At 46.0% G+C, this 24,943-nt stretch carries 24 protein-coding genes; 12 read left to right on the top strand and 12 right to left on the bottom strand.

The window, feature by feature from the left end; all coding sequences use genetic code 11:
- Positions 1 to 30: 30 nt before the first annotated feature.
- Positions 31 to 735, bottom strand: coding sequence for a 4Fe-4S double cluster binding domain-containing protein (locus tag Q7P33_RS10185; protein WP_303870029.1), 705 nt, complete (start codon positions 733 to 735; stop codon positions 31 to 33).
- 85 nt (positions 736 to 820) lie between these two features.
- On the opposite strand from Q7P33_RS10185, the gene Q7P33_RS10180 reads away from it, so the two are divergent.
- Positions 821 to 1,342, top strand: coding sequence for a DUF4364 family protein (locus Q7P33_RS10180; protein WP_303870027.1), 522 nt, complete (start codon positions 821 to 823; stop codon positions 1,340 to 1,342).
- A gap of 80 nt (positions 1,343 to 1,422) precedes the next feature.
- On the opposite strand, the gene Q7P33_RS10175 is transcribed toward Q7P33_RS10180, so the two are convergent.
- On the bottom strand, positions 1,423 to 1,788 hold the full coding sequence (locus Q7P33_RS10175) for an ABC transporter ATPase (RefSeq protein ID WP_303870025.1): 366 nt from the start codon (positions 1,786 to 1,788) through the stop codon (positions 1,423 to 1,425).
- Positions 1,789 to 2,054: 266 nt separating this feature from the next.
- Here Q7P33_RS10175 and Q7P33_RS10170 point away from each other — a divergent pair, with 266 nt between their 5' ends.
- From Q7P33_RS10170 to Q7P33_RS10155, 4 genes are read left to right on the top strand one after another with little or no spacing between them, the layout of a single operon-like run.
- Positions 2,055 to 2,777 carry an amino acid ABC transporter ATP-binding protein gene (locus Q7P33_RS10170; RefSeq protein ID WP_303870020.1) on the top strand — a complete coding sequence of 241 codons (723 nt, stop codon included), beginning with the start codon at positions 2,055 to 2,057 and terminating at the stop codon, positions 2,775 to 2,777.
- Between the two features lie 51 nt (positions 2,778 to 2,828).
- Complete coding sequence (locus Q7P33_RS10165; protein WP_303870018.1) at positions 2,829 to 3,641, top strand: transporter substrate-binding domain-containing protein; 813 nt, start codon at positions 2,829 to 2,831, stop codon at positions 3,639 to 3,641.
- Positions 3,641 to 4,363 (top strand): amino acid ABC transporter permease, encoded by a 723-nt coding sequence (locus Q7P33_RS10160; RefSeq protein WP_303870016.1) that lies wholly within the window; start codon positions 3,641 to 3,643, stop codon positions 4,361 to 4,363. Before Q7P33_RS10165 ends, Q7P33_RS10160 begins: the two co-directional genes overlap by 1 nt.
- Positions 4,357 to 5,016 carry an amino acid ABC transporter permease gene (locus Q7P33_RS10155; RefSeq protein ID WP_303870014.1) on the top strand — a complete coding sequence of 220 codons (660 nt, stop codon included), beginning with the start codon at positions 4,357 to 4,359 and terminating at the stop codon, positions 5,014 to 5,016. Before Q7P33_RS10160 ends, Q7P33_RS10155 begins: the two co-directional genes overlap by 7 nt.
- Before the next feature lie 136 nt (positions 5,017 to 5,152).
- Here the strand turns inward: Q7P33_RS10155 and Q7P33_RS10150 are convergent, their stop codons facing one another.
- The 3 genes from Q7P33_RS10150 to Q7P33_RS10140 form a co-directional block, all read right to left on the bottom strand.
- Positions 5,153 to 6,727, bottom strand: a complete 1,575-nt coding sequence (locus tag Q7P33_RS10150; RefSeq protein ID WP_303870011.1) for a diguanylate cyclase domain-containing protein — start codon at positions 6,725 to 6,727, stop codon at positions 5,153 to 5,155.
- A 291-nt stretch (positions 6,728 to 7,018) separates the two neighbouring features.
- Positions 7,019 to 8,218, bottom strand: a complete 1,200-nt coding sequence (locus Q7P33_RS10145) for a M20 family metallopeptidase (RefSeq protein WP_303870008.1) — start codon at positions 8,216 to 8,218, stop codon at positions 7,019 to 7,021.
- 315 nt (positions 8,219 to 8,533) lie between these two features.
- Complete coding sequence (locus Q7P33_RS10140) at positions 8,534 to 9,130, bottom strand: hypothetical protein (protein WP_303870006.1); 597 nt, start codon at positions 9,128 to 9,130, stop codon at positions 8,534 to 8,536.
- 183 nt (positions 9,131 to 9,313) lie between these two features.
- On the opposite strand from Q7P33_RS10140, the gene Q7P33_RS10135 reads away from it, so the two are divergent.
- Both Q7P33_RS10135 and Q7P33_RS10130 read left to right on the top strand, forming a co-directional pair.
- The gene (locus Q7P33_RS10135) at positions 9,314 to 9,970 is read left to right on the top strand and encodes a hypothetical protein (RefSeq protein ID WP_303870005.1); all 657 of its coding nucleotides are present in this window, start codon (positions 9,314 to 9,316) and stop codon (positions 9,968 to 9,970) included.
- 148 nt (positions 9,971 to 10,118) lie between these two features.
- Complete coding sequence (locus Q7P33_RS10130; RefSeq protein ID WP_303870002.1) at positions 10,119 to 11,129, top strand: NAD-dependent epimerase/dehydratase family protein; 1,011 nt, start codon at positions 10,119 to 10,121, stop codon at positions 11,127 to 11,129.
- Positions 11,130 to 11,205: 76 nt separating this feature from the next.
- Here Q7P33_RS10130 and Q7P33_RS10125 read toward each other — a convergent pair whose 3' ends face one another.
- From Q7P33_RS10125 to Q7P33_RS10115, 3 genes are all read right to left on the bottom strand, one after another.
- Positions 11,206 to 12,573, bottom strand: a complete 1,368-nt coding sequence (locus tag Q7P33_RS10125) for a phosphatidylserine decarboxylase (protein WP_303870001.1) — start codon at positions 12,571 to 12,573, stop codon at positions 11,206 to 11,208.
- 290 nt (positions 12,574 to 12,863) lie between these two features.
- Positions 12,864 to 13,508 carry an MBL fold metallo-hydrolase gene (locus tag Q7P33_RS10120; RefSeq protein WP_303869999.1) on the bottom strand — a complete coding sequence of 215 codons (645 nt, stop codon included), beginning with the start codon at positions 13,506 to 13,508 and terminating at the stop codon, positions 12,864 to 12,866.
- Between the two features lie 19 nt (positions 13,509 to 13,527).
- The gene (locus Q7P33_RS10115; protein ID WP_303869997.1) at positions 13,528 to 14,496 is read right to left on the bottom strand and encodes a lamin tail domain-containing protein; all 969 of its coding nucleotides are present in this window, start codon (positions 14,494 to 14,496) and stop codon (positions 13,528 to 13,530) included.
- Between the two features lie 357 nt (positions 14,497 to 14,853).
- On the opposite strand from Q7P33_RS10115, the gene Q7P33_RS10110 reads away from it, so the two are divergent.
- The 5 genes from Q7P33_RS10110 to Q7P33_RS10090 all read left to right on the top strand — a co-directional run bounded on the left by Q7P33_RS10110 (position 14,854) and on the right by Q7P33_RS10090 (position 18,637).
- Positions 14,854 to 15,234, top strand: a complete 381-nt coding sequence (locus Q7P33_RS10110) for a DUF2680 domain-containing protein (protein WP_303869994.1) — start codon at positions 14,854 to 14,856, stop codon at positions 15,232 to 15,234.
- Between the two features lie 20 nt (positions 15,235 to 15,254).
- Positions 15,255 to 15,437 carry a hypothetical protein gene (locus Q7P33_RS10105; protein ID WP_303869991.1) on the top strand — a complete coding sequence of 61 codons (183 nt, stop codon included), beginning with the start codon at positions 15,255 to 15,257 and terminating at the stop codon, positions 15,435 to 15,437.
- 164 nt (positions 15,438 to 15,601) lie between these two features.
- Positions 15,602 to 16,285: a response regulator transcription factor gene (locus Q7P33_RS10100; protein ID WP_303869989.1), complete on the top strand. Its 684-nt coding sequence runs from the start codon at positions 15,602 to 15,604 to the stop codon at positions 16,283 to 16,285.
- Entirely contained in the window at positions 16,282 to 17,655 is a 1,374-nt protein-coding gene (locus Q7P33_RS10095) for a HAMP domain-containing sensor histidine kinase (RefSeq protein ID WP_303869986.1), read from the top strand. The genes Q7P33_RS10100 and Q7P33_RS10095 overlap by 4 nt, the downstream gene beginning before the upstream one ends.
- 94 nt (positions 17,656 to 17,749) lie before the next feature.
- On the top strand, positions 17,750 to 18,637 hold the full coding sequence (locus Q7P33_RS10090) for a hypothetical protein (RefSeq protein WP_303869983.1): 888 nt from the start codon (positions 17,750 to 17,752) through the stop codon (positions 18,635 to 18,637).
- Between the two features lie 292 nt (positions 18,638 to 18,929).
- Here Q7P33_RS10090 and Q7P33_RS10085 read toward each other — a convergent pair whose 3' ends face one another.
- The 4 genes from Q7P33_RS10085 to Q7P33_RS10070 all read right to left on the bottom strand — a co-directional run.
- The gene (locus Q7P33_RS10085; protein WP_303869981.1) at positions 18,930 to 19,541 is read right to left on the bottom strand and encodes a GNAT family N-acetyltransferase; all 612 of its coding nucleotides are present in this window, start codon (positions 19,539 to 19,541) and stop codon (positions 18,930 to 18,932) included.
- Positions 19,542 to 19,784: 243 nt separating this feature from the next.
- Entirely contained in the window at positions 19,785 to 20,615 is an 831-nt protein-coding gene (locus Q7P33_RS10080; protein WP_303869979.1) for a GIY-YIG nuclease family protein, read from the bottom strand.
- A gap of 156 nt (positions 20,616 to 20,771) precedes the next feature.
- Positions 20,772 to 24,020, bottom strand: coding sequence for a type I restriction endonuclease subunit R (locus Q7P33_RS10075; RefSeq protein ID WP_303869976.1), 3,249 nt, complete (start codon positions 24,018 to 24,020; stop codon positions 20,772 to 20,774).
- An 86-nt stretch (positions 24,021 to 24,106) separates the two neighbouring features.
- The coding region (locus Q7P33_RS10070; RefSeq protein ID WP_303869973.1) for a virulence RhuM family protein at positions 24,107 to 24,943 on the bottom strand (837 nt) is incomplete at its 5' end.

Below are 24,943 nucleotides of genomic sequence, written 5' to 3'. Positions count from 1 at the left end.
AAAAAAAACCTCTTTAAGAATTTTTCGAAATTATTGGCCGATCGGACAGCGAACCATGCAAAGACCGCAGACTGCTCCCCGACCAATATGCTGGTAGGCCTCTTTCATCTGTTGGCTACAGGCGAAGGCATCATAAAGCTGGTTGCGGCGCATTCCCGGAGTCCACAGTTGTCCTTCAATGGCCTGGGCCGGACAGGCACTGACACAGACACGACAACTGCCGCAGGCGCTGGCAGTAACCGGTTCGCCGACAGCAAGGGGCCCATTGGTCAGCACCGTGGCCAGCCGCACCCGGGGGCCGTAGCGTTGGTGAACAAACAAGGCACTGCGGCCGATCCAGCCCAGCCCCGCCAACACGGCGGCGGTTTTATGCTGGAAGGCGCCGGTGTAGGGATCATCAGGATCGGCTACCGACTGGGATGCCGGGATCGCCACGCTGGGATAACCCTGGGCTTCCAGTGTCAGCAGCAGGCGCAGGCTGATATCATCGAGCAGGCGGTTGACACTGCGGTAATGACTGAAATAGGTTTGGGTCGGCTCCTCTCCGATCTGATTTAAAATGCCGTCGGACAGTTTGACCAGAATCGTGATGGCCCGGTCAAAGCCCATCCGCTTCTGTTCCGGCAGGATGGTCAGATCAGAGAAGCCGATGGCCGTGGCACCCAGGGACTGTCCTAAGTTAGTGATCGTGTCGTTGAGAACGTTGGGCTGGTGACCGCTGATTACTTTTTTCATTTTCTCCTCTTTTTTACACAGAAATAGGGAAATTCCCCAATTGATGTGTTACAATAGCATTAGCAATATAAAGGTGGTGATATTTATGCTCTTTAATTCTTCCCAACAGGCTGAAGATAAACTAATCATACTCTATGTCCTACAAAAAATCAAAACCGCTTTAACCCGGGAGCAGATTGCCCTGATCATTATTGAAAACCTACAGATTGGCTATTTTGATATCCAACTCTACATTGATGATCTGATCAAGGACGATTTTCTTTCAACACTGGAATATGACGGTAAGTCCGTGCTGAGCTTATCCCCCATGGGCAAAGAAACCCTGACGGTTTTTAACGATAAAATCCCCACTTATATTACTGAGATGATTGATCTTTACTTAAAAGAAAACCGGGCCAAGATTTTTAAAGAAGTGAAAATTACCGCAAACTATCAGAAATTGGGCGAAACCGATTATCTGGTGGAACTAAAACTTCAGGAAAACAACATGGTTTTAATGGAGATCGCCTTAAATGCCCCGACCCTGAAACTGGCCTTGGATATCTGCAATCGCTGGAAAGAGAATACCCAGGAGTTATATGCGTCGGTACTGAATCTATTAACCTGATTAGTTTATACCAACACATTCAAAAGGTTGGCCACTGGGGTTTTAACCCGATGGCCAACCTTTGTCGTTGTTACGCGCATTTATTTCTTATGGGTTCCGATGACATCTCGTTTGATCCGATCTTCCACCCGACGGTTTAACCACATGATCGCTGTCTCAATGTGTACCAAGGCCATCGCATTCTCTGTACACTCGAACTCCCCTTCCTGGAATAGCTTTAAGCGATCTCTGACAATCTCAAGCAAATCGGAATCAATGACGCCGATCTCCGATATGGGTTCGTTTCTGGATCCTTTTTGAAACTTAATTCTTGCCAGCTCAACTGGATCATCATCTTTAGTCCGAATAACATATTCGTTATAAGCATTGCCGACGCCCTTGTCAGCGACTCGATAAACCTCATTTAAATTGCCTTTGTACTGAACAGTTGTTATTTTTTCACCCATTTTTCCGCCTTCTTTCCACTCAAAGTTATTCTTGATTATACCCAAAACGCAATTGCTTATTCAGTTTATTTCAACATTAACGTACTTAATGATGCATTTTAAAACGCTTGACAAAAGGTCTTCTTCATAATATTATTGTAAAAGGGTTTTTTATATTTAAAAATACTTTATGTAGCGACAGAGCTTCAAATATACTATAACACAATGCGTATATTTTATGGAAGTTCTTTTTTTGGCTATTGTCATTAGATTTGGAGGAAGAATAGTTGATTAAACTTCAAGATGTGAATAAATTTTTTGGTGAGCATCATGTGTTAAAAGATATTAATCTGGAGGTCGCGGAGGGTGAAAAATTAGTTATTATCGGACCGTCAGGTTCGGGTAAGAGCACCACCGTTCGTTGTATGAACTTTCTGGAAGCACCTACTTCCGGGCATGTTTTTATTGATGGTGAAGAACTTACGCAAAAAAATAAAATTCAACTGGTGCGACAAACATCGGCGATGGTATTTCAGAGTTTTAACTTGTATCCTCATAAAACCGTTCTGGAAAATCTGACCCTGGCACCGATTAAACTGCAAAAATTGCCCAAAGAAGAAGCCATCAAAAAAGCCCGTAAATACTTGGCGATTGTCGGCTTGAGTGAAAAGGAAAATGCTTATCCGTCAACCTTATCCGGTGGACAACAACAACGAGTCGCCATTGCCAGAGCCCTGGCAACCGAAAAAAAGATTATCCTATTTGATGAACCAACATCAGCGCTGGATCCGGAAACGGTTCAGGAAGTGTTGGATGTCATGATCAAGTTATCGAAGGAAAACATCACCATGGTAGTGGTTACCCATGAAATGGGCTTTGCCCGCGTGGTTGCCGATCGGGTTATCTTCATGGACGATGGCCGGATTGTGGAAGAAGGAAAGCCGGAACATTTCTTTGAAAACCCAACCGAGGAACGAACAAAACTCTTTCTCAGTAAGATTCTGCGTTAATGTCTAATGTCGCAATCGATATTAGTTATTATATTTTTATTTAGGAGGAAAATGACTATGAAAAAGGTACTCTCTGCTCTGCTTGTTTTATGCCTGGTGTTTACTTTGGCAGCCTGCTCGTCGTCAACTGGTTCAAAGGATAATGCTACTACTGATGGCAGTTTGGACGCAGTTGTTAAAGCTGGTGTTTTACGAGTCGGTGTTAAAGAAGACGTTCCCAACTTTGGGCTGCGTAACACCGCTACTGGTGAAATCGAAGGGTTTGAAATTGATCTTGTCAAGCTGTTGGCCAAAGCAATTCTCGGCGATGAAAATGCCTACGAATTAACTCCGGTAACAGCCAAAACTCGTGGGCCATTACTAGACAATGGTGAAGTTGATCTCGTCATCGCAACGTTTACGATTACGGACGAACGAAAATTAACGTACAACTTCTCGACCCCGTATTACGAAGATGCGGTTGGTCTGTTAGTTAAAAAAGATGCCGGTTTCAAAGGTTTAGCTGACATGAATGGCAAAGTAATCGGTGTTGCTCAAAGCGCGACCTCCAAAGATGCCGTTCAAAAAGTCGCAGATAAAAAAGGTATTACGGTATCATTCTCAGAATATGCAACTTATCCAGAAATCAAGGCAGCTTTAGACTCTGGACGCGTTGATGCTTTCTGTGTCGATGGTTCAATCCTTGGTGGGTATGTTGATGATACAACCATGATCCTACCAGACCGCTTCTCACCACAGCAATATGGTGTTACCTCAAAACTTGATAATATCGCTCTGACTGAAGCAGTTGACGGCTATATCAATGGATGGTTGGAAGATGGCACGATCGAAGGTCTGATCACGAAGTGGGGACTTAATTATTAATGAATAGTTCTAATCCTTTTGCCTTATGGCGTTGGGAGAAGATGTTTGGAGAATGGCAAATGTTTGGCGAAGGGTTTCTGCGAACTATTGAGGTCGCAGCCCTCGCCTTAATGCTTGCTCTTGTTCTGGGTATTATCTTTGGCGTTATCTCAACTTCAAACAATAAAGTAATGCGTGGGATCGCAAGGATTTATGTTGAGTTCTTTCAAAACACTCCCCTGGTTATTCAGGTTTTCTTTTTGTATAATGGTCTGGCCATTGCGGGACTACGGCTAAGTGTATTTGTTATCGGTGTTTTGGGCGTCGGAATTTATCATGGTGCTTATGTCTCCGAGGTTGTTAAAACGGGAATTACTTCCATTCCGGAGGGACAAGTCGAAGCTGCCAAGTCCCAGGGTTTTACTTATATTCAGTATATGCGCTATATTATTCTGCCCCAAACGATTAAAATTATTCTCCCGCCGCTTACCAATCAGGCGGTTAACCTGATCAAAAACACTTCCGTTCTGGCGATGATTTCTGGTTTTGATCTGATGTATATGGCTGATTCATGGGCATCGTCCAGTCTCGATTATGGGCCATCTTATGTTTTTGCCGGTCTTTTGTATTTTATACTCTGTTTCCCATTGGCAACCTGGGCAAGAAAATATGAAGAACGTCTCAAACGCAATGACACGACCCGTATTCTCTATGATCCATGTGAGGAGGCCGTAACATGTTAGAGGTTTTTGAAAATGTATTTACGCCTTCAAATGTAGAATTTCTGGCCAAAGGCATGGCGTTAACCTTAGCGCTTTCAGTATCGGTTGTCATTATTTCGATTGTTTTTGGAACCATACTGGCTTTGCTACGAACTTATGAAAAACGCTTTTTTGGCAAATTGGCTGGGTTCTATATTGAGATGTTTCGAAATACACCCTTACTGCTCTGGATTCTGGTGTGTTGCTTTATGATTCCCTATGGCACCATTGTCATTCGCGGCGGGTTAGCCTTGACCTTATATACGTCTGCGGTCATTGCGGAAATTGTCCGTGGCGGTTTAAACTCGATCGCCGAAGGCCAGTTCGAAGCTGCAAAATCCCAGGGGTTTACGCTGATTCAAACATTGATCTACATCGTTTTACCCCAATGTTTTAAAAGTATTGTGCCTTCCCTGCTTTCGCAGGTCATCACAACCGTTAAAGATACTTCTTTCTTGCAGGTTGTTGCAATTCCCGAGTATACTCGCAGCGGATTTGTGGTAATGGGACGCTATACGACCACCCCAGAAGTTTTTATGATCTTTACGGTGTTGGCGGTTGGCTATTTTGTGATTTGCTTCAGCCTGTCTTGTGTGGTTCGCAGCTATCAGAAAAGAACGCAAATCGCCAGATAATGAAACAATTCAAGATAATAATGAATGAGTTAAAAACGTAAACAAAGTCATGGATTGATTTTAATCCATGACTTTGTTTTTATTTATGGCATCGTCATTCACCGTGAGCTGCGTTTTAAATTGTTACGGTGTTTTTTTAGTTTTGATAAAAAACTACCTGATTGCCCCCTGATTTTTTTGCTGCATATAAGGCTTCATCCGCTTTTTGATACAGCGTTTCAAAGGGGCAATCCGGCAAGGTCTGACCGGTTAAGACCCCGATGCTGACGGTGACCTTTTCATGAAGCATGTCGGCGGTTTCTTTTTGAACCTGCTTAAAAATCTGCCGGATGATGGATCGGGTCTGTTCGTTGCTACAGTTCAAGAGGGTCAGGCTGAACTCATCTCCGCCAATCCGGCCAATCAGATCGTCCTTGTGGATACACTGTTTGATGGCGGATACCACCTTTAAGATCACCGCATCACCGATGGGGTGGCCGTATTGGTCATTGACGGATTTAAACTTATCAATGTCGATAATTAGTAGTGACACTGGGTCGGCAACTGATGCATTGACATAATCAATGTAGGCCTGTTTGTTAAGCACCTGAATGTGCCGATCCATCTCGGCCTGTTGTTTCAGGGTCTGTCGTTCGAGCCGGGAGCTGGTTACGTTGCGGATCACTGAGACACTGCCGGAATAATGGTGGCGGTCATTGATAAAGTGATGCAGATCAATTTCAAAGTAGTGTCTGGCTCCATCAGGCGTGTCCAGCTCCAGCTCGACGCTGCCGTTTTTTCTTTGCGTTAAGCCCTCCTGCCATAATGATTGGCCGTGAAGGAAGGCCGAATATCTGGCAAAATCACGATTTATGAGCTTGGTGCCTGATAAAAAGTGATTACTTTGGGCCGCTTCTGGTTCAGTAAACTGCTCGAAAAATGCCGCAGCTGACGGGTTCACCTCCACAATCTCCCCGGCTGCGGATAACACCACGATCCCATCTGGCAGGGAGTTGATGATCCAATCCTTGGCCAACGGTGCAATCTTTAAAAAATCGTGGCGATAGACGCTATAGGCGATAAATAGATTGGGAATCAAAAAGATCACCGACATCGGAAACGTTTCGGCGGTTTCGACCATCAGGTAGTTTTTGATAAGTAACAGTGTCAGTGCTAGAATAAACCCGATCAGAATATAGAGAACCTGCTTCTGACCACTTCTGAAAATGCGGATCTGAAATAGTATCAGAATAATGATCGAAAACAACATCAGGGCAAAACGCAACAGCACAAACATATTGCCCCAGAATGCCGGCTCCACATAGAGGCTCCAGTGACCGTTTGACTCAACCATCTCCACGGTTTTGCGGATCAGATGATGCAATGGATTCGTGAAGGTCAAAATAATTCCGATCAGGCTGATTGCTGCTGCCAGCCACACCGTATCGTTGAGATATTTGTTTTTGGTTTCAGTATATTCAATGACAAACCAGAGATTGGCAATGGGGATGAAGGCCATCCCGATTTGAATAAAATTTCGCCAGAATACCCTGGCCTCATAGCTTTGCGCAAACAATTCAATGGTGGAACCGGCCACCCAGGACAACAGCAGCACCATCGTACATAAAAATGGTAGCCCGCCCTTATCCCGACGATGCCGGTAACTGACATACACTAAAAATAAGGTTACCATCAGGGTGGCGATATTAATGATTAAGACTGTTTCTTTCATCTGACCTCGCTTCTTTCTGCTTGCGCCAGTCTTTGGCGATGATGTTATTATGGGTAAATTTAATCTTATTGGTTTTTTATTTCAGGCGAGGAGTTCTACTGGCTGGATTTTCAGGCGACTTGGGTCGAGAATAAAGAAAACGCAGATGTTGGGGCCACTGTTAATGGCAATGTCTTTTTTGAACGCCGTCATACGCTGATCAACTGAAACCACAGGAGCTCCCATAGAAATGCTGTGGTTCATATTAATTCGAAACTGGTGCCAAGTTCACTGGCCTATAAACACCAAGCATTAATTATTGTGATCCAACCAGGCCATGGCCGCAATTGCGTAGGCAGCTGCACCGCGATACAAGATTTCATCACTGCAACGCACCTTGGGATGATGCATGGAGTATTTGTAGCCATCTTCCGAATTACCAGAAGAAATAAAAAAGAAAGCGCCTGGAACCTTTTGGGCAATATAAGCAAAATCCTCTGAGCCCGGCATACTTTTAACGCCAATCGCTTGCTCGAAATCAACAACTGTATCGCCGAAAACTTTTTCCAGAGCCTTTCTAACCGGAATCACCACAGAGCCATCAACATGAAATGTCGGCGAGCCTTCAGTCGAATTAGCTGTGGCACTGGCATGATATAACGTAGCAATGCCGTCAGCTAATTCAGCCATTCTCTTAAGAACATAATTTCTCGTGCTTTCATCAAATGTCCGCAGGGTTCCCCGCATAATTGCCGTATCGGGTATGATGTTAAATGCTGATCCCGCTTCAATCTGACATAGGCTGATCGTTACATCCTGACTGCTCGGCAACTCCCGGCACTGCATTGCTTGAATCGCCTCATAGACTTTGACAGCTACATTAATCGGGTCAACTGATTTTTCTGGCATAGCACCATGTCCCCCTTTGCCCTGGATGTGTATTTCAAAGGCATCGTTTGATGATGCCCTGTTTCCTGGTTCAGGACAAATAATATTCCCGGTGGGAACCGGAAAACCGCTGACAACGTGAAACATAAATGCGCCATCAACTTTGGGGTTTTCCAGAACACCCGCTTCGATCATTGATTTTGCACCATTCATTATTTCTTCTCCCGGCTGAAACAAGAGTTTCACGATGCCATTTATTTGCTCTTCGTTTTCTTTTAAAAGCTTGGCGGCGCCGAGTAGCATCGTCGTATGCATATCATGCCCACAGGCATGCATTCTCCCAGGAACTTCTGATTTATAATCAACATCAGCCTGTTCTTCAATGGGCAACGCATCCATGTCACCCCGAATTAGAAAACACTTTCCCGTTTGTTTACCGACTGTTGCGATCACACCATTTCCACCAATACGCTTGGGTTCGTATCCCATGTCTTTTAGTTTTTCAATTACAAAATCTGCTGTTTTAACGGTCTCTAATCCCAGCTCTGGATGACGATGAATATGATGTCTTATCTCTGTTAACTCGTTCTGAAGTTTATTTGCCTGTTCCAAAATTTCTTCCACCTTGTACTCTCCTCGCATTTGATTTAGCATAAAGCTGTTTGAAATCCATCATTATTGATGATATAATTTCAAACATTTATAATTATAACATACAAACTTAATCGCACTCAATATTATTCCTGACACTGAGAGCTAAAAATTGACCAATGAAACGGTTATCCCTATAGCAGATGATGCATCTTCCCATCACACTGATTTGTGAAATAACAACCACGTTTTTGAGACAGATCAGTTAAGTCGAGTCTGGTACCGGGTACCGAATCCCCAAAAAAGTCTCCATCAGAGTGGCGAAATTAGTGATTGAATCCGTTTATTTCATCTTTGCAGTGCCATAAATCCATCGGATGGATCATGTATCATCAGGTTATCCATGGCGACGCGTTCTTTTGAATAATACTTAATGTGATACTGAATGATAGGGATCTTGATTAGTTCCAGCCATCCATTATAAACACCATCGATAAAAGCTTGGCGCCATTCGGAGCGATGTGTTATCAGTGGACAATCATGTATCTGCTCTTTTTCGATTACCAGGGAGAGCGCCCCGTTTTCGAGATGAGGTTCAAAGGGGTAGGTTCGGCATTGGATGGGACGATAATCCCGTAGGCAACCACTCTCCAGATGGCAATAGATGTAATATGATTTTTTAATTTTAGGAGGTAAATTGTAGAGCTTGTGCGTGTGCAGTTCGTAGTTGGTCGCAACTTTGGCCTGCATGTATTCATATTCCAGCGGTAATAAATACATGCCAAGGCGCTTACCGTCGTCATCAAAACGGCGGCAACAATGATAATCGCACGATTCTCCACAATTACCGTCGATGACCGCTTCATCCATCAGAGTATAGGCTTTTTTAAAAATGGTCAGATAGTCGGCACGTATTGATTTTTTATCTGTCACGGGTATCTCCAATTGTTTAAATTAATAAATTATTCTTGTCGTTAAGGTTTGCTTTTTATTTAAATCTTTCTTTATAACCGTCGCACTAAAAATTCTGAGCGCCGTTTTCATTTGAAAAGGTTAAAATTTGGTGATATAATAACGAATCATTATGGGTTTCATCATTATAAAAATTCAAATTTTGGGAGATCAATCATGAAAGCGTATTTTGAAAAAAATAATGTCGTCCTTAAACCACTCGCAATCCGCGTGACCTTTTTCACTTTTCTTTTCATACTCAGTTTGGGGCTTAATTACTATTTAAAAACCTATGTCAGTGCCCAGCTTGAGTTTCTGCCGGTTCTTTTGTATTTTATCATAATCACCTATCATGTCACCAAATCCGAATTCAAAAAAATGACCACCGACCAGCCGGGAAAAGAATCTCTGCTGAAATTTAAAGAGCGTTTCGGAAATTATGGCTATGCGATTTTATTACCCGGCTTTGTTGAGCATCAAGCTGATGAATGTGTTATTGCGTATCAGAATGATCAGGAGAATGATCGGGTTTTGGGAACAAGCGCCTTTTATCTGTTTAACCGCTATATAAAGATCCCCTTTGTCTTTGATTATACCAGAGACCGGGTGATTATTAAATCGAAAAAAGTGGTCCTCAACCTTGACGAGCTTTCAGCTGACGATTTCGAGTCGTTTAACCCCAATATTGCTAATTTTTTAAAACTGGAATATCAACTTTCTGCGGATAAGAAAAAACTTAAGTTATATGTATCTGATGGCCGTCAAGCCGCTTTACGTCTGAATGATCAGAATCTTGAAAACCTCAAAGCGGAGCTTTATGACGTTGCATGCTAAAGAAATTCCGCGCCAACCTAAAAAAGAAATCGAAGCACGTTTCGATTTCTTTTTTTTGAGGTTTAAACGACTTTATCATTTTTGCAAGGCATACTAGAGATTAGCGCCATTCAATCAGGGTATCTATCAAAAAAACGAGGAAATCCGCATGAAACGATTATATCTTGTCACTGGGGCTACCGGTCATCTGGGCAACACCATTATCCGCGATCTGTGCCAACAGAGTGAAATGGTTCGTGGACTGGTCATACCTGGTGATTCATCCCCTGCTTTGGACGGTCTGGCGCTTGAGATCGTGCCGGGTGACATCTGTTCATTATCCGGGCTCGAGCCGCTATTTGCGGGTACCGCGGACTATGAAACGATTGCCATTCATACCGCCGGAATTGTCTCAATTGCCACAAAGTTTGATCCCCAGGTGTATGCCGTCAATGTCCAGGGCACCTTAAATGTGATCAAGCTCTGTCAGAAATATCGCATCAAACGGCTGATATATATCAGTTCTGTCCATGCTATTCCCGAACTGCCGGATAATCAGGTGATTCAGGAAGTCAGCCACTTTGATCCCGATGCTGTGGTGGGTTTATATGCCAAAACCAAAGCGGAGGCCACCCAACTGGTGCTCGACAGCGTTATGGCCGGTCTCGACTGTGTGGTCATTCACCCCTCGGGGATTGGCGGCCCCAACGATTATGGCCAGGGGCACTTTAAGCAGCTGGTCCTGGATTTTCTGGAAGGGCGGCTGACCGCCTTTATTCGCGGCGGCTATGATTTTGTAGATGTCCGGGACGTCTCAAAAGGGGTTCTTGCCGCCGTCGACAGGGGCCGTAACGGGGCATGTTATATTTTGTCGAACCGCTATGTTGCGGTTGAGGAACTGCTTGCTCTGTTGGCTGAGATAAGCGGTAAAAAACATTTAAAAACCGTGCTACCCCGCTGGTTTGCCCTGATGACCGCGCCGTTGGCTGAGCGATGGTATCAATTAAGAAAACAAAAACCGCTCTACACCCGCTACTCCCTTTATACCCTTGGCAGCAATGCCAACTTTTCGCACCAGAAAGCCGATGACGCCCTGGGTTACACGACCCGGGAGCTGCGTGAAACCTTACAGGACACGATTGCTTTTTTACAGCCGTTCCAGTCAAAACAGGCAGAATAACTGCTGATTTCGAGCTTTAAATGACAAGCCCGAGATCAGCAGCAGTTTTTTGCGGCTTAAAATTTGGTTGCATTAATTAGACGCTTTTTCGGCCAACCATAGCGACACCGCCAAGCAGCACGAGCAGCAGCACCACGGCGATGGTATTTTCCCAGATGGCCGGATCGGCATAGGCCGTCGGGTTGCCAGTCATGACACCATAGGCTTCGCCCATCAGCAGGTGGGCATAGCCATTGCCATCGCTGTTTTTGGCGGCGGTCAGTTCAAAGCCGGCACCGTTTTGGAAGATCATCACATAGTCCGATCCGCCAAAGAGAAAATAACCCAGCATATCCCCTTTTTCTACAACTGTACCGGGCTTGATATTGTCCTCAAACAAAACTGACGAAACCTGGGACATCCCCACCGGCAGCAAGGCTACCAGCCCGTAGTCGGTGGTTTCCATAATCACACAGCCACGGGTTTCCACCGCCTGCCAGCCATAGCCCCCTTCATTAAGCATGTAGCGCTTGGCCTGCTCATCCCAATAGGTAATGCCACCAACGGCATCGTCCTGATAAATCGTGCGAACCTCTAAAATGGTTCCGCCCACCGGGAAGTGGAAACGGTGATAATCCTGAACATTCAAAAAAGTATGGGTCAGCACCCCACCGGCAAAGGCATCTCCATAGGCAGTGCCAGCTCCCAGCAAGGCCGGAATCGAATCAAAGGTCTGGGATTTAATCTTTACTCCCTCCCCAATAACCCGGGAATCCCCGTCGATCTGCCAGACCCCTTGCGGTACCGAATCGGCTGGGGCCACCACGACCGCATCGTCATCAGGGGAAGCAATTGGACGGACAGATGGCGACACCAGATATCGGCTGAAAAAATCATTGAAACTCTTCCAGTTGGAGGGGTCTTCATACCAGCCCTTCTGCAATCCGAAATCGGGATTGTTATAGGCAATTTGATAATAGCTGTCATTCCAGGATGCCGGGGTGCTCAGGTATTCGCCCCACTCTTTGGTAAACTTGATCATCCAGGAACGATAGGGTTCATGATATTGCAGCGAATTGTTGTAGTACCCCATATCTTTAAGCTCATCCAGGGGCTGATCGGTGATGAAATAAAAATAGTCCAAACTCTGATCAATCTGATCGTAGAGGGCCGGATAGGTATCGCCGACATTGGGCAGGATGGTCCAGGGCATCGCTTTGGCAGCCCAGTCAATATAGTCGTAAAAAGCATCCAGCGACTGAACCGGATTGGAATTCGTGTCCGGATTAACCATTTTAGCCTGATCAATTGATTGCTGCAAGAGGCTTTCCAGCTCGGGGTTATGCTCCACCAGCAAGATGAGTTCCTCGGTGATGGGTTCATGAACGGGGTTCTCGGCCCAGACCGTCGGACTTGACAGCAGCAACAGACTGGCGATCAGAAACAGCGACAATAATCGTTTCATTCTTTTCCTCCTTGGATAATTATTTTCTGTATGACTTTTTATACCCAAAAAACGCTGCTATTTGTCAGTTCTCGAAAAAATACTCGTCTGCGCGGACTCTGGCCACTAAACGATACGCCATTCGCATTTTTATCCCGATCTCTAAAACCCTACCGGTCTTGATTGCAAGCTGAATCGAGGCTATTTTAAATGATTTCTACCACTTAAAGTTTTTTTTCCGGGGTAACCTTACTTTTTTGCCCATAAAAAATATGCTCATCCTTTATCAGGCACTGTTTTTGTGGCGACTGCTACTGGGCAATTCTGCTTGCCGGGGTCGGGCGTCCATGTCCATAGTAAATAGTTTTTGCAGGCAGTTGCTGCACCGCCAAAATACTCTTTTGCAAAGCAGCGTGATCTTCCCACAGATACGCCGGTTGGGGGCTTAGCATATTCATAAAGATGTCGCCGACAAATAATTCGCCGCTGGGAAAGGTGAGCACCATGGAGCCCCGGGTATGTCCCGGCAGCGGATGGATGGTTTCACCAAAACCCAGCCGGTTAGTTTGGGGCCCGGTGATGAGCAGATCCGGCGTGAAGCGTTGGGGCGGATTCCGTTTCATGGTGCCCTTCCCCAGCCATGTAATCATTCTGCCGATGGGATGAGTGGCCTGCATCGGCTGGGACAAAGGGTTGTCAATCATATTGACATCGTTTTGATGGATGACAATGGGAATGCCATATTTTTTCTGAAAGACAGCCGCACTGCCGATATGATCGCTATGGCCATGAGTCAGTACCAGATAACTGATTTTTTCCATGGCAATCTGGTGCCGGGCCAGGGTTTTTTCGATTTTATCCCCCATTCCCGGGGCACCGGCGTCAATCATCAGGTGGTGTTCACCCTGGGAAATCAGGTAACAATTGGAACCGGCTGGGATTGTAAGAATGTTCATGGGCGCTTCTCCTTTAGTATTAATTATCGTAACGATCCACCAGTTTCCCGCTGTTGTCGTATAACTCGGCCGGGTCGCTCTTGCTGTTATTCCAGGTACCGCCGCCATCGAGCCAATGAAAATCGATGCCGGAATTGGTGGCAGAATCGCCTACTTTCACCTCGGCGCCGGCGGCTAAACTAAAGGCCGGAAAGGTAAAGGTCTGGTTCCCGGTAACGGATACGATTTTCCAGCCGGTCAGATCAACCGGATTGGTGCCGGCATTCTTAATAACGATGTATTCGGCCTTTTTATCGAGGGCGCTAATGCTGACACCGCTGGCGGCTCCCCCATTTTGCGACGTGAGACCCAGCCCCTGATTGACGTCATCGGGATTGACATTATCAAATTGATCATGGATGACCGTTCCCTTTAGCGTATAGGTATAACTGTAATGACTGGGGATCTGGGTGGTGGTTGAGGGATAGGTGATCACCGCGGTAAAATCACTGCAGCCACCGGCATCACGAATCACCTTTTCCATGTAAGCCTGATTCCCGTCGCGATTCAGGGTGCTCTCCTGGGGGGTGATGTTATAGGCATTGGAGACCCCGCCGAGGGAATCGGCAATGACGTGGCCTTCATCCAGGGTAGGACTTTCGGTACCGGGGATTTTGGCCTCATCGGGATAATAGCGGCCCGATGCCAAAACCGGTTCCTTATCTTCATCCTGTAAAATAATTTCTTTTGCTGTCACCTTGACCAGTTGCCCATATTCATTGGTAAAGGCATAATAGTCACGATCACCAAAACCAATATCAACCACCACATTGGGTAGCCGTTGGCCCGACAGATCACCACCATCGACGTCAATCCAGGTATACCCCTCAAAATCCGGCCGATTGGGGTTATTAAGGGTGCTGCAAGCGGAAAAGAAAAATACCGACAGCAGCATCAACGACAGCAGTACGGCGGATTTTCCTGTTTGGTGTTTTTTTATGTATGACATATTTATTTCCTCTTTTGTATCATTTTTTTAAACGCTTCGGGATCAACCTCAATCACTTCCGCGGTGTCTTTTTTGATGTTTGTGCGGTTTTAACGGGATCTGCTCCAGAGTTTATTTGTTAATTATACACGTTTACTTACCTTTTGTCAGCAAAACTGGTAAAAGATAGGATTGCCAAAGGTTATACCAATCTGGAGGACTTGCGCGCTTTTTTTAGTTTTCTTAATTTATCGGAACAACCACCAGCGCTTACTTAAAAAAATATTTGTTTCGAACAAACGGTTTTAATCATATTTGTGCCATATTTTAAGCGTATGATGATCCTATCAAGAAATAAGAAAAGAAAGGATGAGTATCATGAAAAAAGTATTAATGATTCTGGCGGTTTTGCTGTTGGTCATTGTTCCAACAGGGGTTTTTGCAGCGACATCGGATTCACAGGCGGCGCAAAATTTTCGCGGATTATGTGGTTTTCGGGTTGATAGCAGCACCTTAACCGAACAACAAAAAACCGATTTAACCGATTCCTTTAACCAGATGATCACGCAGCGAAAAGAAAGCATTGCCAAATTTGTGGCAGATGGTCTGATGACCCAGGAACAGGCCGATCTGGCCTTGGCCCGGCTGGACAATATGGTTGAACGTCAGCAGGACGGTTATTTCGGAATGATGGGCGGCTTTGGACGCGGTGGCATGATGGGCGGCGGTGCCGGCTGCTATGATGCCGATGACTACTGATTAAAAAGGAGTGAGTAAAGATGGGTTTGTTGGGGTTATTGATTATCATCCTGATCATCTATCTGGTCTTTAGAAATAATGGCGGCTGCTGTAAAGAAAGCCCCAAACCGGATCAGTCGCTGACGTTACTCAAACAGCGCTACATTGACGGTGAGATCGATGAAGACCAGTATAAAAAAATGCTTGAGGTTTTAAGAAGCTAAGGTAAAATATGATTAGGACGTACCGCTGGTCCAAACGACCCGGTCAAAGAAATCTGCGTTGTCTGACGGTGTTCAATTCACAAAAGATCCCTCACCTTGTTTTAAATAAGCTTAGGTGGGGGATATTTATATTACAGATCGAATAAAAAAAGCGAGGTGGCAAGGTGAACTATCAGATTCTGGTCGTTGAAGATCAGCAGGAGATTCAAAGCATTGTAAAAAAATATCTGACCAGTGAAGGCTATGATGTCCATCTTGCCTCGGACGGCTTTGAGGCCCTGAGCCTATTTAATCGTCAGACTATCCATCTGGTGCTCCTGGATGTGATGATGCCGGGAATTGACGGATTTGAGGTCCTGGCGGCGATCCGCAAAGTTTCGGAGATTCCGATTATTATGCTGACTGCCAAACAGGAGGAAGTTGACCGCATCAAGGGCTTTAAAAACGGCGCTGATGATTATGTGAGCAAGCCGTTTAGTGCCAGAGAACTGATGCTGCGCATCAAGCGCCTGTTAAAACGGGTCTACCATGAGGTTGATGAGCTGATTCTTCGCTGTGACGAGCTTAGTCTGCATACTGGCAGTATGAAGCTGTTTCGCGGGGACAAAGAGATTCTTATCACCACTGCCGAATACAGCCTGCTGCTGGCGCTATTTAAAAATCAGGGCCAGGTTTTATCCCGGGAGCAACTGATTGAATTGGCTTACGGTGCCGATTATGAGGGCTATGATCGGAATATTGACAGCTATATCAAACGGATCCGTCAGAAAATCGAGATAAATCCCCGCGATCCCCAGATTCTTCGAACCAAATATGGGGCCGGCTATGTTTTTGGCGGTGCAAAATGATGAGTATCCGCAGGCAGTGGATGACCGTCCTGCTTTTATCGGTTGTCTTATCCGTTGTAATCAATTCGATTATGTTTGGTCTTTTAATCAATCGCACCTTTATTGATTACTCCACCGAAAATTATGATACCCATGTTTCCCAGCTGGAAGCCTTCTCCCAGCAAGTGCTCCTGGATAATGGCTATTCCCAGCAGCAGATCAATATGCAGCTGGAATCCCATTTAAGTGACCCCATCAAAACGATTAAGCTTTACGACCAGAACGGTAATCTGCTGGGGTCGGTCAGTACGACCTCAATGCCGATGATGGGCGGCATGATGGGACGAATGACTAACACCCAGGCGGAAGAGGTCGACACCCGCAAAATTATGGCCAACGGTACTGAAATTGGTGAACTTTATATTACCCGTTACAGCGCCATCCGGGATTCACAAGAAGCCCGAAAATTCATGGTCTCTTTGGCTTATAGCGGTTTTATCTCATTGGGGTTGGTCTTCGCTTTGATCTTTGTCATCGGTCTTTTTATCAGCCGGCGCATGAGCAGGGATTTAAGACTTACCGCCCAGCAGGCCATTGACATTGATCTGGGAAATCCCGGCGAAATCCCTAAATCCCGGGTCAAGGAAATCCGTACCATCCAACACAGTCTGGACACCTTAAATGCCCGACTGAAAATGAAACAGACCAGTCGCAAAAAACTGATCGATGAGCTGGTTCATCAGACCCGAACTCCCCTAACCATTTTAAAAACCCATCTGGAAGGCTTTCAGGACGGAATCCTTGACTTAACTCCTGAAGAAATCGGCGTTTGTGAGAGCCAAATTGAGCATCTTACCGCAATCATCAGCAACATGAGCAATATGATTGACGCCCAGAAAGAACTCGATCCTGTCAATTTTGAAGCGGTAGAAATCAGCCAACTGATTAAACAGATCATCGGCGGCCTAAAAATTCAGTTTGAGAAAAAGGACGTTGAACTAAAACTACTAAATCATCAGAAGCTTACCTTAACAACTGATCGGTATAAATTAAGCCAGGTGATCTACAATCTGTTAACCAATGCCTACAAATTTACCGCGTCCGGCGGCAAGGTCCGACTTCATTATTTCAGCCAGGATAATACCCTGACGCTGGTTGTTGAGGATACCGGAAACGGCATTGCTGCTGCTGACAAAGACAAAATTTTTGACGTCTATTTTCGGGGTGAAAATGCCCGGGATATTCCCGGTGATGGCATTGGACTGTATGTGGTCAACGAAAATCTGGAAAAGATCGGCGGTAAAATTGAAGTGGAATCGACCCCAGGAAAAGGCAGCAAATTTGTAATGCACCTGCCGTTAGACATCGAGGCCTTGACCAATGCGGATTAGCGACCCTTCCCCGGGTTTTTTATCCTTTGGGGTTTTATTCACCCTGGCATTATAGTACAATAGAGCCAAAATACAGAGAAAACGAGGGTTGGCAATGAACAAGGAAATTATCGAGTTTATCAAGGAAACCGAAAAAAAGATTACCCCGGAGGGAATCGCGACGACCTTCAGTAATGCTCAAAAACTGATGAAATTGCCTAAATTTATCCAAAATTTTATTATCCGTCAAAACACCAAACCGAATCAATACATGGGCTTCGTTGTTGAACCATACAGTCTTTTTTTAGCCTACGAGATTACCCCGGAACAGGTTAGCGTCTACCTGCCAGATAGCTACGAGCTTGAACCGATTTCCATCTTCGAGCATTCTGATAAAAAGCTTTGCGCAATTATCGGGTGTTTTAATGTTCATACCAGTGTTTTTTGGGGTTCCCGTTATGAGCTTTATGTGATTGCCAGAAACAAAACGACCAATTTAATTTCCTGGTTGATCTGTGACTACGAATCCAATACGTTTCACTATGATCCGGGGCAAGGGTTTCTGCCCGCCACCTTACAGAAATCGATTTTTACCACCAGCTATAACGGCAAGCTGATCTGTGATATTGAAAGCCAGAATAACCGCACCAGAATGGATTTGATCATTGATATTAATCAGTATAATTGTATTTTTCTGAATCAGCGCCTCTGGATAGAAGGAAATTTGTCCATTGATTATGCCGGCGAGCTGGACAACAACGGCAATGATCCCTTTGGACTGATCTTTGACCCGATGGAAATGAAGTGCGCCCAGCATATTCAAGCCGATCAAATTGAGATCAGGCAACTTGATTTTGGCTTTATCAACTCTCAGATGAAACCTTTTGAAGCCTGTTGTTTTCCGTTTGCCCAACATTATCTGACCACCGTTTTTCCTCAGGGGCATATGATGAAAGACGAAAATGATCTCTATGCCAAAATCAGCGAGATTGTCGGCAAATAGTATCACAACTAAAAACGTCAAGAGACCCTTCATCCAAACACATCTGCCGCTATCAGCAGGGCTTTAAACGGATCACTGTCGTCCGTGACTTCCGAATGATCACATTATAAAATACTTTAAATGGCAGCCAACAGCCCCGCATACAAGTGTTTAACTGTTGGAGCGCTCAAATCTCCAGCTTTCTTTACGTTAAGCTGAGTCTGATACCGTGATCTGTTTTGATGACCACAAAAGAATTATCGCACCAACATAAATACTAACTCACGCTCCACATCTTGTCAGCGGACTCGTTTTAGTTTGCCGATGAACGCATCATGCAGTAACAGGTCAAGCCAATTTCTTCGGAGTGATGCGATTCCATCAACTGAAATCCAAAGTGTTCATAAATCGGCAGGTTGTCGGGGTTAAAGGTCTCAAGGACGATTGGCTCCTGAGCTGCGGCACATTTTTTAAGCACCGGTGTCAGCAGTTTTCTGAAGGCCCCAGTGCCGCGCGCGGATCTGTCCGTGGCAATGACCAGCAGATGATAAACGTCTGTGGCACCATAGGCGAGATGCCAATTCGACGGGATGATCTGAGCCTGACGGTTGGCCCGATCGGAAAGCACCTGCAATTCGTCCTGATTGACGACTGCCAGTAATTTTTGGGCGGATTGCTGCATCACTCCGGTCAGCCGTTCTTCGGGCCACTCTCTGGTTGCGTAACCAATCAGCAGCCCCTGACCATCAGCCAGTACCTGGACGGCGTTTTCTGCCATAAAGGCCTGGATTTGCCCTTCGAACTGGGCTTCAATCAACAAATCGGCACGATCCAGACCGTTAATCTGAAAGATCACCCCCGGATCTTCCATAAACCGGGTTTTCATCAATTGGGTATAGGTTTTTAATTCATTTTCTGTCATCATTTGTAATCCTCCGTATTTTTTATCCGACAGGCAAAGCCTCAGTTAAGTGCTGCCTGGGTGCCTGTTAAATTGGGCTGTGTCAGTAATATTTTGCAAAAAATGGCAAATAGATTTAGTCGATCATTAGCCAAGTCATCCCGCTGGGTTTTGATTTAAAGTGACGCTCTGATGTTTTGGTTTTTGGGGCCAGTGGGACATTAAACGGGTCTTGACGGAACTAAAAAAGCTGCCAGGAATTTCGCCCTACTTGTTTCTAAGCTCGTCCAACCCCTTGAAAAATTTCCAACCATTTTCGGACTGTCCAGTAATCAGATCTGCCGGTGCTGATGGCGACTTGAACGCCATATTCACCTGAGTAATTAATTTCCCATCGATTTCTTTAACCTTCTCGTTTGCGATATAGCTGTCTATAATTTCATTTCCCCTGTCAAAACGCCTGCTGTTTTTCCATTCTTTGGTTGATTCTGGCGGTCTTCTAATCACGCTGCCCGATACTAAAACAAATTTTCCGTCCTGCACAAACAATTTTGCGTGATGCTTGGGGGATGGATAATAATATTTGACTTTTTCCGGTGCGGTTTTTACTTCATCGAGGTCAACGCCTTCTGCACTAAGTAAAAAAACAATCTGATTTATAAACGATTCCAGATTTGGCAGGTCATAAACACTGATGTTGGGTCGATTAGGTCTGAGATCTTTATTGGTTAAAACATAGCTGCTTTCTTTGAATTTCTGTATAAAATCATATTCCAAATAATCAATCGATAGTTTGTCAAAACTGTTATTGTCAGTCACAAAAAGAATGGCATAGGACCAAAAATCTTTACCTTTAACATGTTCTTCAATCCGCTGAATGCCATTAACAGACTGCCCAATGTAAACAAGATTCTCATCTTCACTGTCATTAAACAGAAAGTAAATGGCATAATTAAGGGCATACGGAAGTTCATAAACCTTTTTATAGCTTTCTTTGGTAAAGTAAAAGGCTTTGATCTGATTTGTCCGATCCTGGTACATTTTTAGATTTGCGGCGTTATCAGCATCCGGATAAAGATAAGTGATTGATTTTTGCATAGATTGTTCCTTTCTGTTTTAAGTGTAAATAATTGCTTTGAGGTTGGTTATTGTACAGACTTTATTATTTATTGCAATGATGTTTTTTATATAGTTCTATGTTTTATAACATACTTGATGCCATGGCTTTTCTCTTTAAATGACTTGCCCTACCAATCACCGCTCCACCCGATATTCCGCTTTCTCCTCGGCGACCTTCTCATACCAGAAGCCCTCATGGACCACGTTTTCGCACATTTTTTCAGCCTGGCGCATGACGATTTTTAAGGCTTTATCGGCCTGTTCCGGGGGATACTTGTATTTCTTCAATAGCCGTTTGATGATTTTGCGCATGCTGGCCTGGGCACTCTTTCTGATGCTCCAGTCAATAGTGATGTTGTTGCGAATGGCAATGGTCAGCTCCTGGGCAATGGTTTTTAAGGTCGCATCCTCCATAAATTCCCGGACAATGTCATCCGCTGTCAGGGCATCGTAGAAGGCGATCTCATCGTCGTTTAAGCCCAGACTGGCCTGGGAAGCCTTCATCCGGGCAATTTCATGAGCCATCCGGATCAGCTCTTCAATGACTTCGGCATTGGTAATGGCCTGATTGCGGTAGCGGTTTAAGGCCTGGGTGAGCTTTTCAGAAAAAGTCTCGGCCTTCACCAGATTGCTGCGCTCCAGGGCCTTGATCTTCCCTTCCAACAGCTTTTTGAGCATTTCCCGGGCGAGGTTTTTCTCCTTCATCTCCCGGATCTCATTTAGAAACTCTTCGGACAAAATGGCAATATCCGGCCGTTTGATCCCCAGCACATCAAAGACATCGATGACATCCTCGGAAATTATCGAGCGTTCCAGCAGCTGCCGCAGCCGGGCATCCACTTCCCACTGGGGTTTGGGTGGTGTTTCCGGATCGCTGATTTTGACCAGACTGGCCTTGACCGCCTTAAAATAGCTGACTTCCAGGGCCAGGGCCTTCCCCACTTCGGTAGCCGCACAAAGAGAATGGGCTTTAGCCAGCTCAATGACTGTTTTCTTAAAATCCTTCTGTTCGTTCTCGGGTTTTCCGAGGATAAAATCCATACCGCCGATGATCACCCGCAGGCGCTCGACCTGGGAGTCCCCGAAATAGCCCCGATAATCAAAACCATGGAGGATGCCCCGGAGGATCTCCAGCTTTTCCTGCATGATTGAGGCCGCCACGGTCACATCCACCCCGGTATTGCCCCGATCGCTGCTGGTGTACTGTTTGAGGGCGCTTTTGAGACTTTCCAGAATCCCCAGATAGTCCACCACCACACCGCCGGACTTTTCCTTAAAGACACGGTTAACCCGGGCAATGGCCTGCATCAGACTGTGGCCCTGCATCGGTTTATCGATGTACATGGTATGCAGCGACGGCACATCAAAGCCGGTCAGCCACATGTCCCGGACCAGGACAATTTTAAGGTCATCCTGATCATCCTTCATCCGCCGGGCCAGAATGTCCCGGCGCTGCTTGCCGCCGATATGGGGCTGGAGCTTTTCGGGGTCGGCGGCGCTGCCGGTGATCACCACTTTTATTTTACCGGCATCGACGTCATCGCTGTGCCAGTCCGGCCGCAGGGCAATAATGGCGTTATACAAATCGACACAGATCAGTCTGCTCATGCACACCACCATGGCCTTGCCGGAAATCACCCGGGCCTTGGCTTCGTAGTGGGCGACAATGTCCTCAGCCAGCTTTCTGATCCGGTTGGGGGAACCCACCACCGCTTCCAGCCGGGTCCAGCGGGCCCGGTTTTTATCCCGGACACTGTCCTCCTGGCCTTCGGTGATGGCCTCAAAATCGGCGTCGATTTTTGCGAGCGCGTTCTCATCGGTATCCAGACGGATGATCCGGTTTTCGTAATAAATCCGCACCGTCGCCTCGTCCTCCACCGCCCGGGTCATATCGTAGGTATCGATACACTCCCCGAAAACCGACGTGGTGGAGCGGTCCGCCAGATCGATGGGGGTGCCGGTAAAGCCGATAAAGGAGGCGTTGGGAAGGGCATCCCTAAGATATTTGGCGTAGCCGTATTTAACCGCCCCGGAGCCCAGATCGGTTTTGGCACTCAGGCCGTACTGGCTGCGGTGGGCCTCATCGGCAATGATGATGACGTTGCTGCGATCGGTGAGGATCGGCATTTCCCCGGATTCCGGGGTGAATTTCTGGATGGTGGTAAAAATGATCCCCCCGGATTCCCGCTCGTTTAACAGTTCATACAAGCCGTTGACCATCACCCCGCAGGCGGCCTGGGCTTTCTGGCTGTCGCTAAGGCGGCGGACATCGGCCTGAACCGGGGTCTGCCTTAAAATATCCCGGGATTTTGCAAAGGTGGCATAAAGCTGATCATCGAGATCGTTGCGGTCGGTAATCACCACCACCGTGGGGTTGTTTAACGTCCGGACCAGTCCGGCGGTGTAGAAAACCATGGAAAAGCTCTTCCCTGACCCCTGAGTATGCCAGATCACCCCGATTTTGCGGTCGCCTGTTTCGCTAACAGCCGCCCGGGTTTTTTCGAGGGCTTTTTTGGCGGCAAAATACTGATGATAGGCCGCCAGTATCTTGACGATGGCTTTGGTCTCGCCGTGTTTTTTGCCGGTTTCGTCAGTATCGGCCTGTTTGGATTCCTGAAACAGGATAAAATCCCGGATCAGCTCCAGAATCCGGCCGGGGGCCAGCATCCCCTTAAAGAGAACCTCATACTGGGGATGATTTTTGGGGGCAATGTCCACCCCGTCCACTGTCCGCCAGTTCATGAAGCGTTCTTCGCTGGCCGTTAAGGTGCCGGCCCGGGCATTGATGCCGTCGGTAAGGATACAGAAGGCGTTGTAAACAAAAAGGGCGGGAATGTCTTTTTTGTAGGTCTGAATCTGATTGTAGGCGCTGCTGATACCGACGTTTTCGTCACTGGCTGACTTTAGCTCCACCACCACCAAGGGCAGACCGTTGACAAAGAGGATCAGATCCGGGCGGCGGTTTTCATGCTCAATGATGGTAAACTGATTGACCACCAGAAAATCGTTTTTATCGGGCTCGTCGTAGTTGATCAGAAAGGCCCGCTTGGTACGAAGATGGCCGGCTTCCATAAAGGAGACCTCGATGCCCTCTGTTAAGAGCCGGTGAAACTGGCGGTTGTTTTCAGACAGCATCGGGCTGTTTAAGCTGATGACCTGGCGAAAGGCTTCATCCAGAGCCTCTTTGGGCAAATCGCGGTTGATGCTAAAAAGGGCCTCCCGGATGCGCTCAGAAAGAAGGACATCCCGGTGATCCTGCCGTTCGGGGGCCGCCCCACCGGGGGAAATATCCGGGCCAAAGGCGTAGCTGTAGCCCAGACTGGTGAGTATTTCGATGGCGGCCTCTTCCAGAAAGGCCTCGGTGAAGGTTTCTGATAAACTCATAATGTCTCCCTTTTTTGTTTGTAATGTTAAACTTTTATGGTTTCGACATACGTTCTCTTTGGTAATGGTCAGTTTGACAGGAAGGGTCAGTTGTTTTCGACACCTTCAATCAAGCGATCAAAATCCGACTGGTAAGTTAAGTCCTGCTTCACCCGGAACTTTTCAAATTCTGCCAGCGCTTTATTCTTAGCAATGGCCGCCGAAATTTTCCCGGCATCATTAAGCACCTCACGATCGGTAAGTTTTAAAAATGCGTTTAGCCGTTCTTCCCAATCGCTCATTGTCATCGGAATTTCCCGGCGGGCAAAATCTTCTGCCAGATCCAAATAACTATTAACCAGGCGAGCCAGCTGGTTCATTTCTTTTTCGGTCAGATAATTTTTGGCTACCACCACATCAAACTTTTGAATCTTGCCAGCCGGTGCATCTTTCCAGGACATCAAACCCATATTTTCTTTTTCGCAATCCGCCCGGTTATAAACAGTCTCGGCTGCTGTTTCCTGATGAATCGCCCAATGAAGTTTATTTTGAACGGTGGCGAAAAAGCGTTTGGTCGTGGCAGCACTTCTGTCATAATCAAGACTGGTGGCATAAATATCGGTAATTTTCTGGTAAAACCGTCTTTCGCTCAAGCGAATTTCGCGAATCCGCTCTAATTGCTCTTCGAAGTAATCCTTCGTTAAAATTGTTCCATTATTTTTTAACCGTTCATCGTCCATCACATAAGCTTTGATGGTAAATTCCCTGACGATTTCAGTTGCCCATTTCCGAAATTGGACGGCCTTTTCAGAATTCACTTTATAACCAACCGCAATAATCGCCGATAAGTTATAATGCTTGGTATTGTAGCTTTTGCCATCTGATCCAGTTATTCGAAAATTTCGAATAACTGAATTTTCCATCAATTCATTAACAGCAAAAAT

It is taken from the genome of Acetobacterium wieringae (assembly GCF_026646375.1).
In the GTDB taxonomy this organism is placed as follows: domain Bacteria; phylum Bacillota; class Clostridia; order Eubacteriales; family Eubacteriaceae; genus Acetobacterium; species Acetobacterium wieringae_A.
The sequence above is the reverse complement of the archived record's forward strand: the minus strand, read 5'-3'. Positions and strand labels throughout refer to the sequence as shown.

Coding starts and splice junctions, on each gene's coding strand:
- Q7P33_RS10120 (WP_303869999.1), bottom strand. CDS start 13,508: ATGAACATTCTTACAATCCCAGCCGGTTCCAATTGTTACCTGATTTCC.
- Q7P33_RS10180 (WP_303870027.1), top strand. CDS start 821: ATGCTCTTTAATTCTTCCCAACAGGCTGAAGATAAACTAATCATACTC.
- Q7P33_RS10125 (WP_303870001.1), bottom strand. CDS start 12,573: ATGAAACGATTATTGTCGCTGTTTCTGATCGCCAGTCTGTTGCTGCTG.
- Q7P33_RS10085 (WP_303869981.1), bottom strand. CDS start 19,541: ATGATGACAGAAAATGAATTAAAAACCTATACCCAATTGATGAAAACC.
- Q7P33_RS10110 (WP_303869994.1), top strand. CDS start 14,854: ATGAAAAAAGTATTAATGATTCTGGCGGTTTTGCTGTTGGTCATTGTT.
- Q7P33_RS10080 (WP_303869979.1), bottom strand. CDS start 20,615: ATGCAAAAATCAATCACTTATCTTTATCCGGATGCTGATAACGCCGCA.
- Q7P33_RS10150 (WP_303870011.1), bottom strand. CDS start 6,727: ATGAAAGAAACAGTCTTAATCATTAATATCGCCACCCTGATGGTAACC.
- Q7P33_RS10105 (WP_303869991.1), top strand. CDS start 15,255: ATGGGTTTGTTGGGGTTATTGATTATCATCCTGATCATCTATCTGGTC.
- Q7P33_RS10185 (WP_303870029.1), bottom strand. CDS start 735: ATGAAAAAAGTAATCAGCGGTCACCAGCCCAACGTTCTCAACGACACG.
- Q7P33_RS10135 (WP_303870005.1), top strand. CDS start 9,314: ATGAAAGCGTATTTTGAAAAAAATAATGTCGTCCTTAAACCACTCGCA.
- Q7P33_RS10160 (WP_303870016.1), top strand. CDS start 3,641: ATGAATAGTTCTAATCCTTTTGCCTTATGGCGTTGGGAGAAGATGTTT.
- Q7P33_RS10090 (WP_303869983.1), top strand. CDS start 17,750: ATGAACAAGGAAATTATCGAGTTTATCAAGGAAACCGAAAAAAAGATT.
- Q7P33_RS10095 (WP_303869986.1), top strand. CDS start 16,282: ATGATGAGTATCCGCAGGCAGTGGATGACCGTCCTGCTTTTATCGGTT.
- Q7P33_RS10155 (WP_303870014.1), top strand. CDS start 4,357: ATGTTAGAGGTTTTTGAAAATGTATTTACGCCTTCAAATGTAGAATTT.
- Q7P33_RS10115 (WP_303869997.1), bottom strand. CDS start 14,496: ATGTCATACATAAAAAAACACCAAACAGGAAAATCCGCCGTACTGCTG.
- Q7P33_RS10075 (WP_303869976.1), bottom strand. CDS start 24,020: ATGAGTTTATCAGAAACCTTCACCGAGGCCTTTCTGGAAGAGGCCGCC.
- Q7P33_RS10175 (WP_303870025.1), bottom strand. CDS start 1,788: ATGGGTGAAAAAATAACAACTGTTCAGTACAAAGGCAATTTAAATGAG.
- Q7P33_RS10130 (WP_303870002.1), top strand. CDS start 10,119: ATGAAACGATTATATCTTGTCACTGGGGCTACCGGTCATCTGGGCAAC.
- Q7P33_RS10165 (WP_303870018.1), top strand. CDS start 2,829: ATGACTATGAAAAAGGTACTCTCTGCTCTGCTTGTTTTATGCCTGGTG.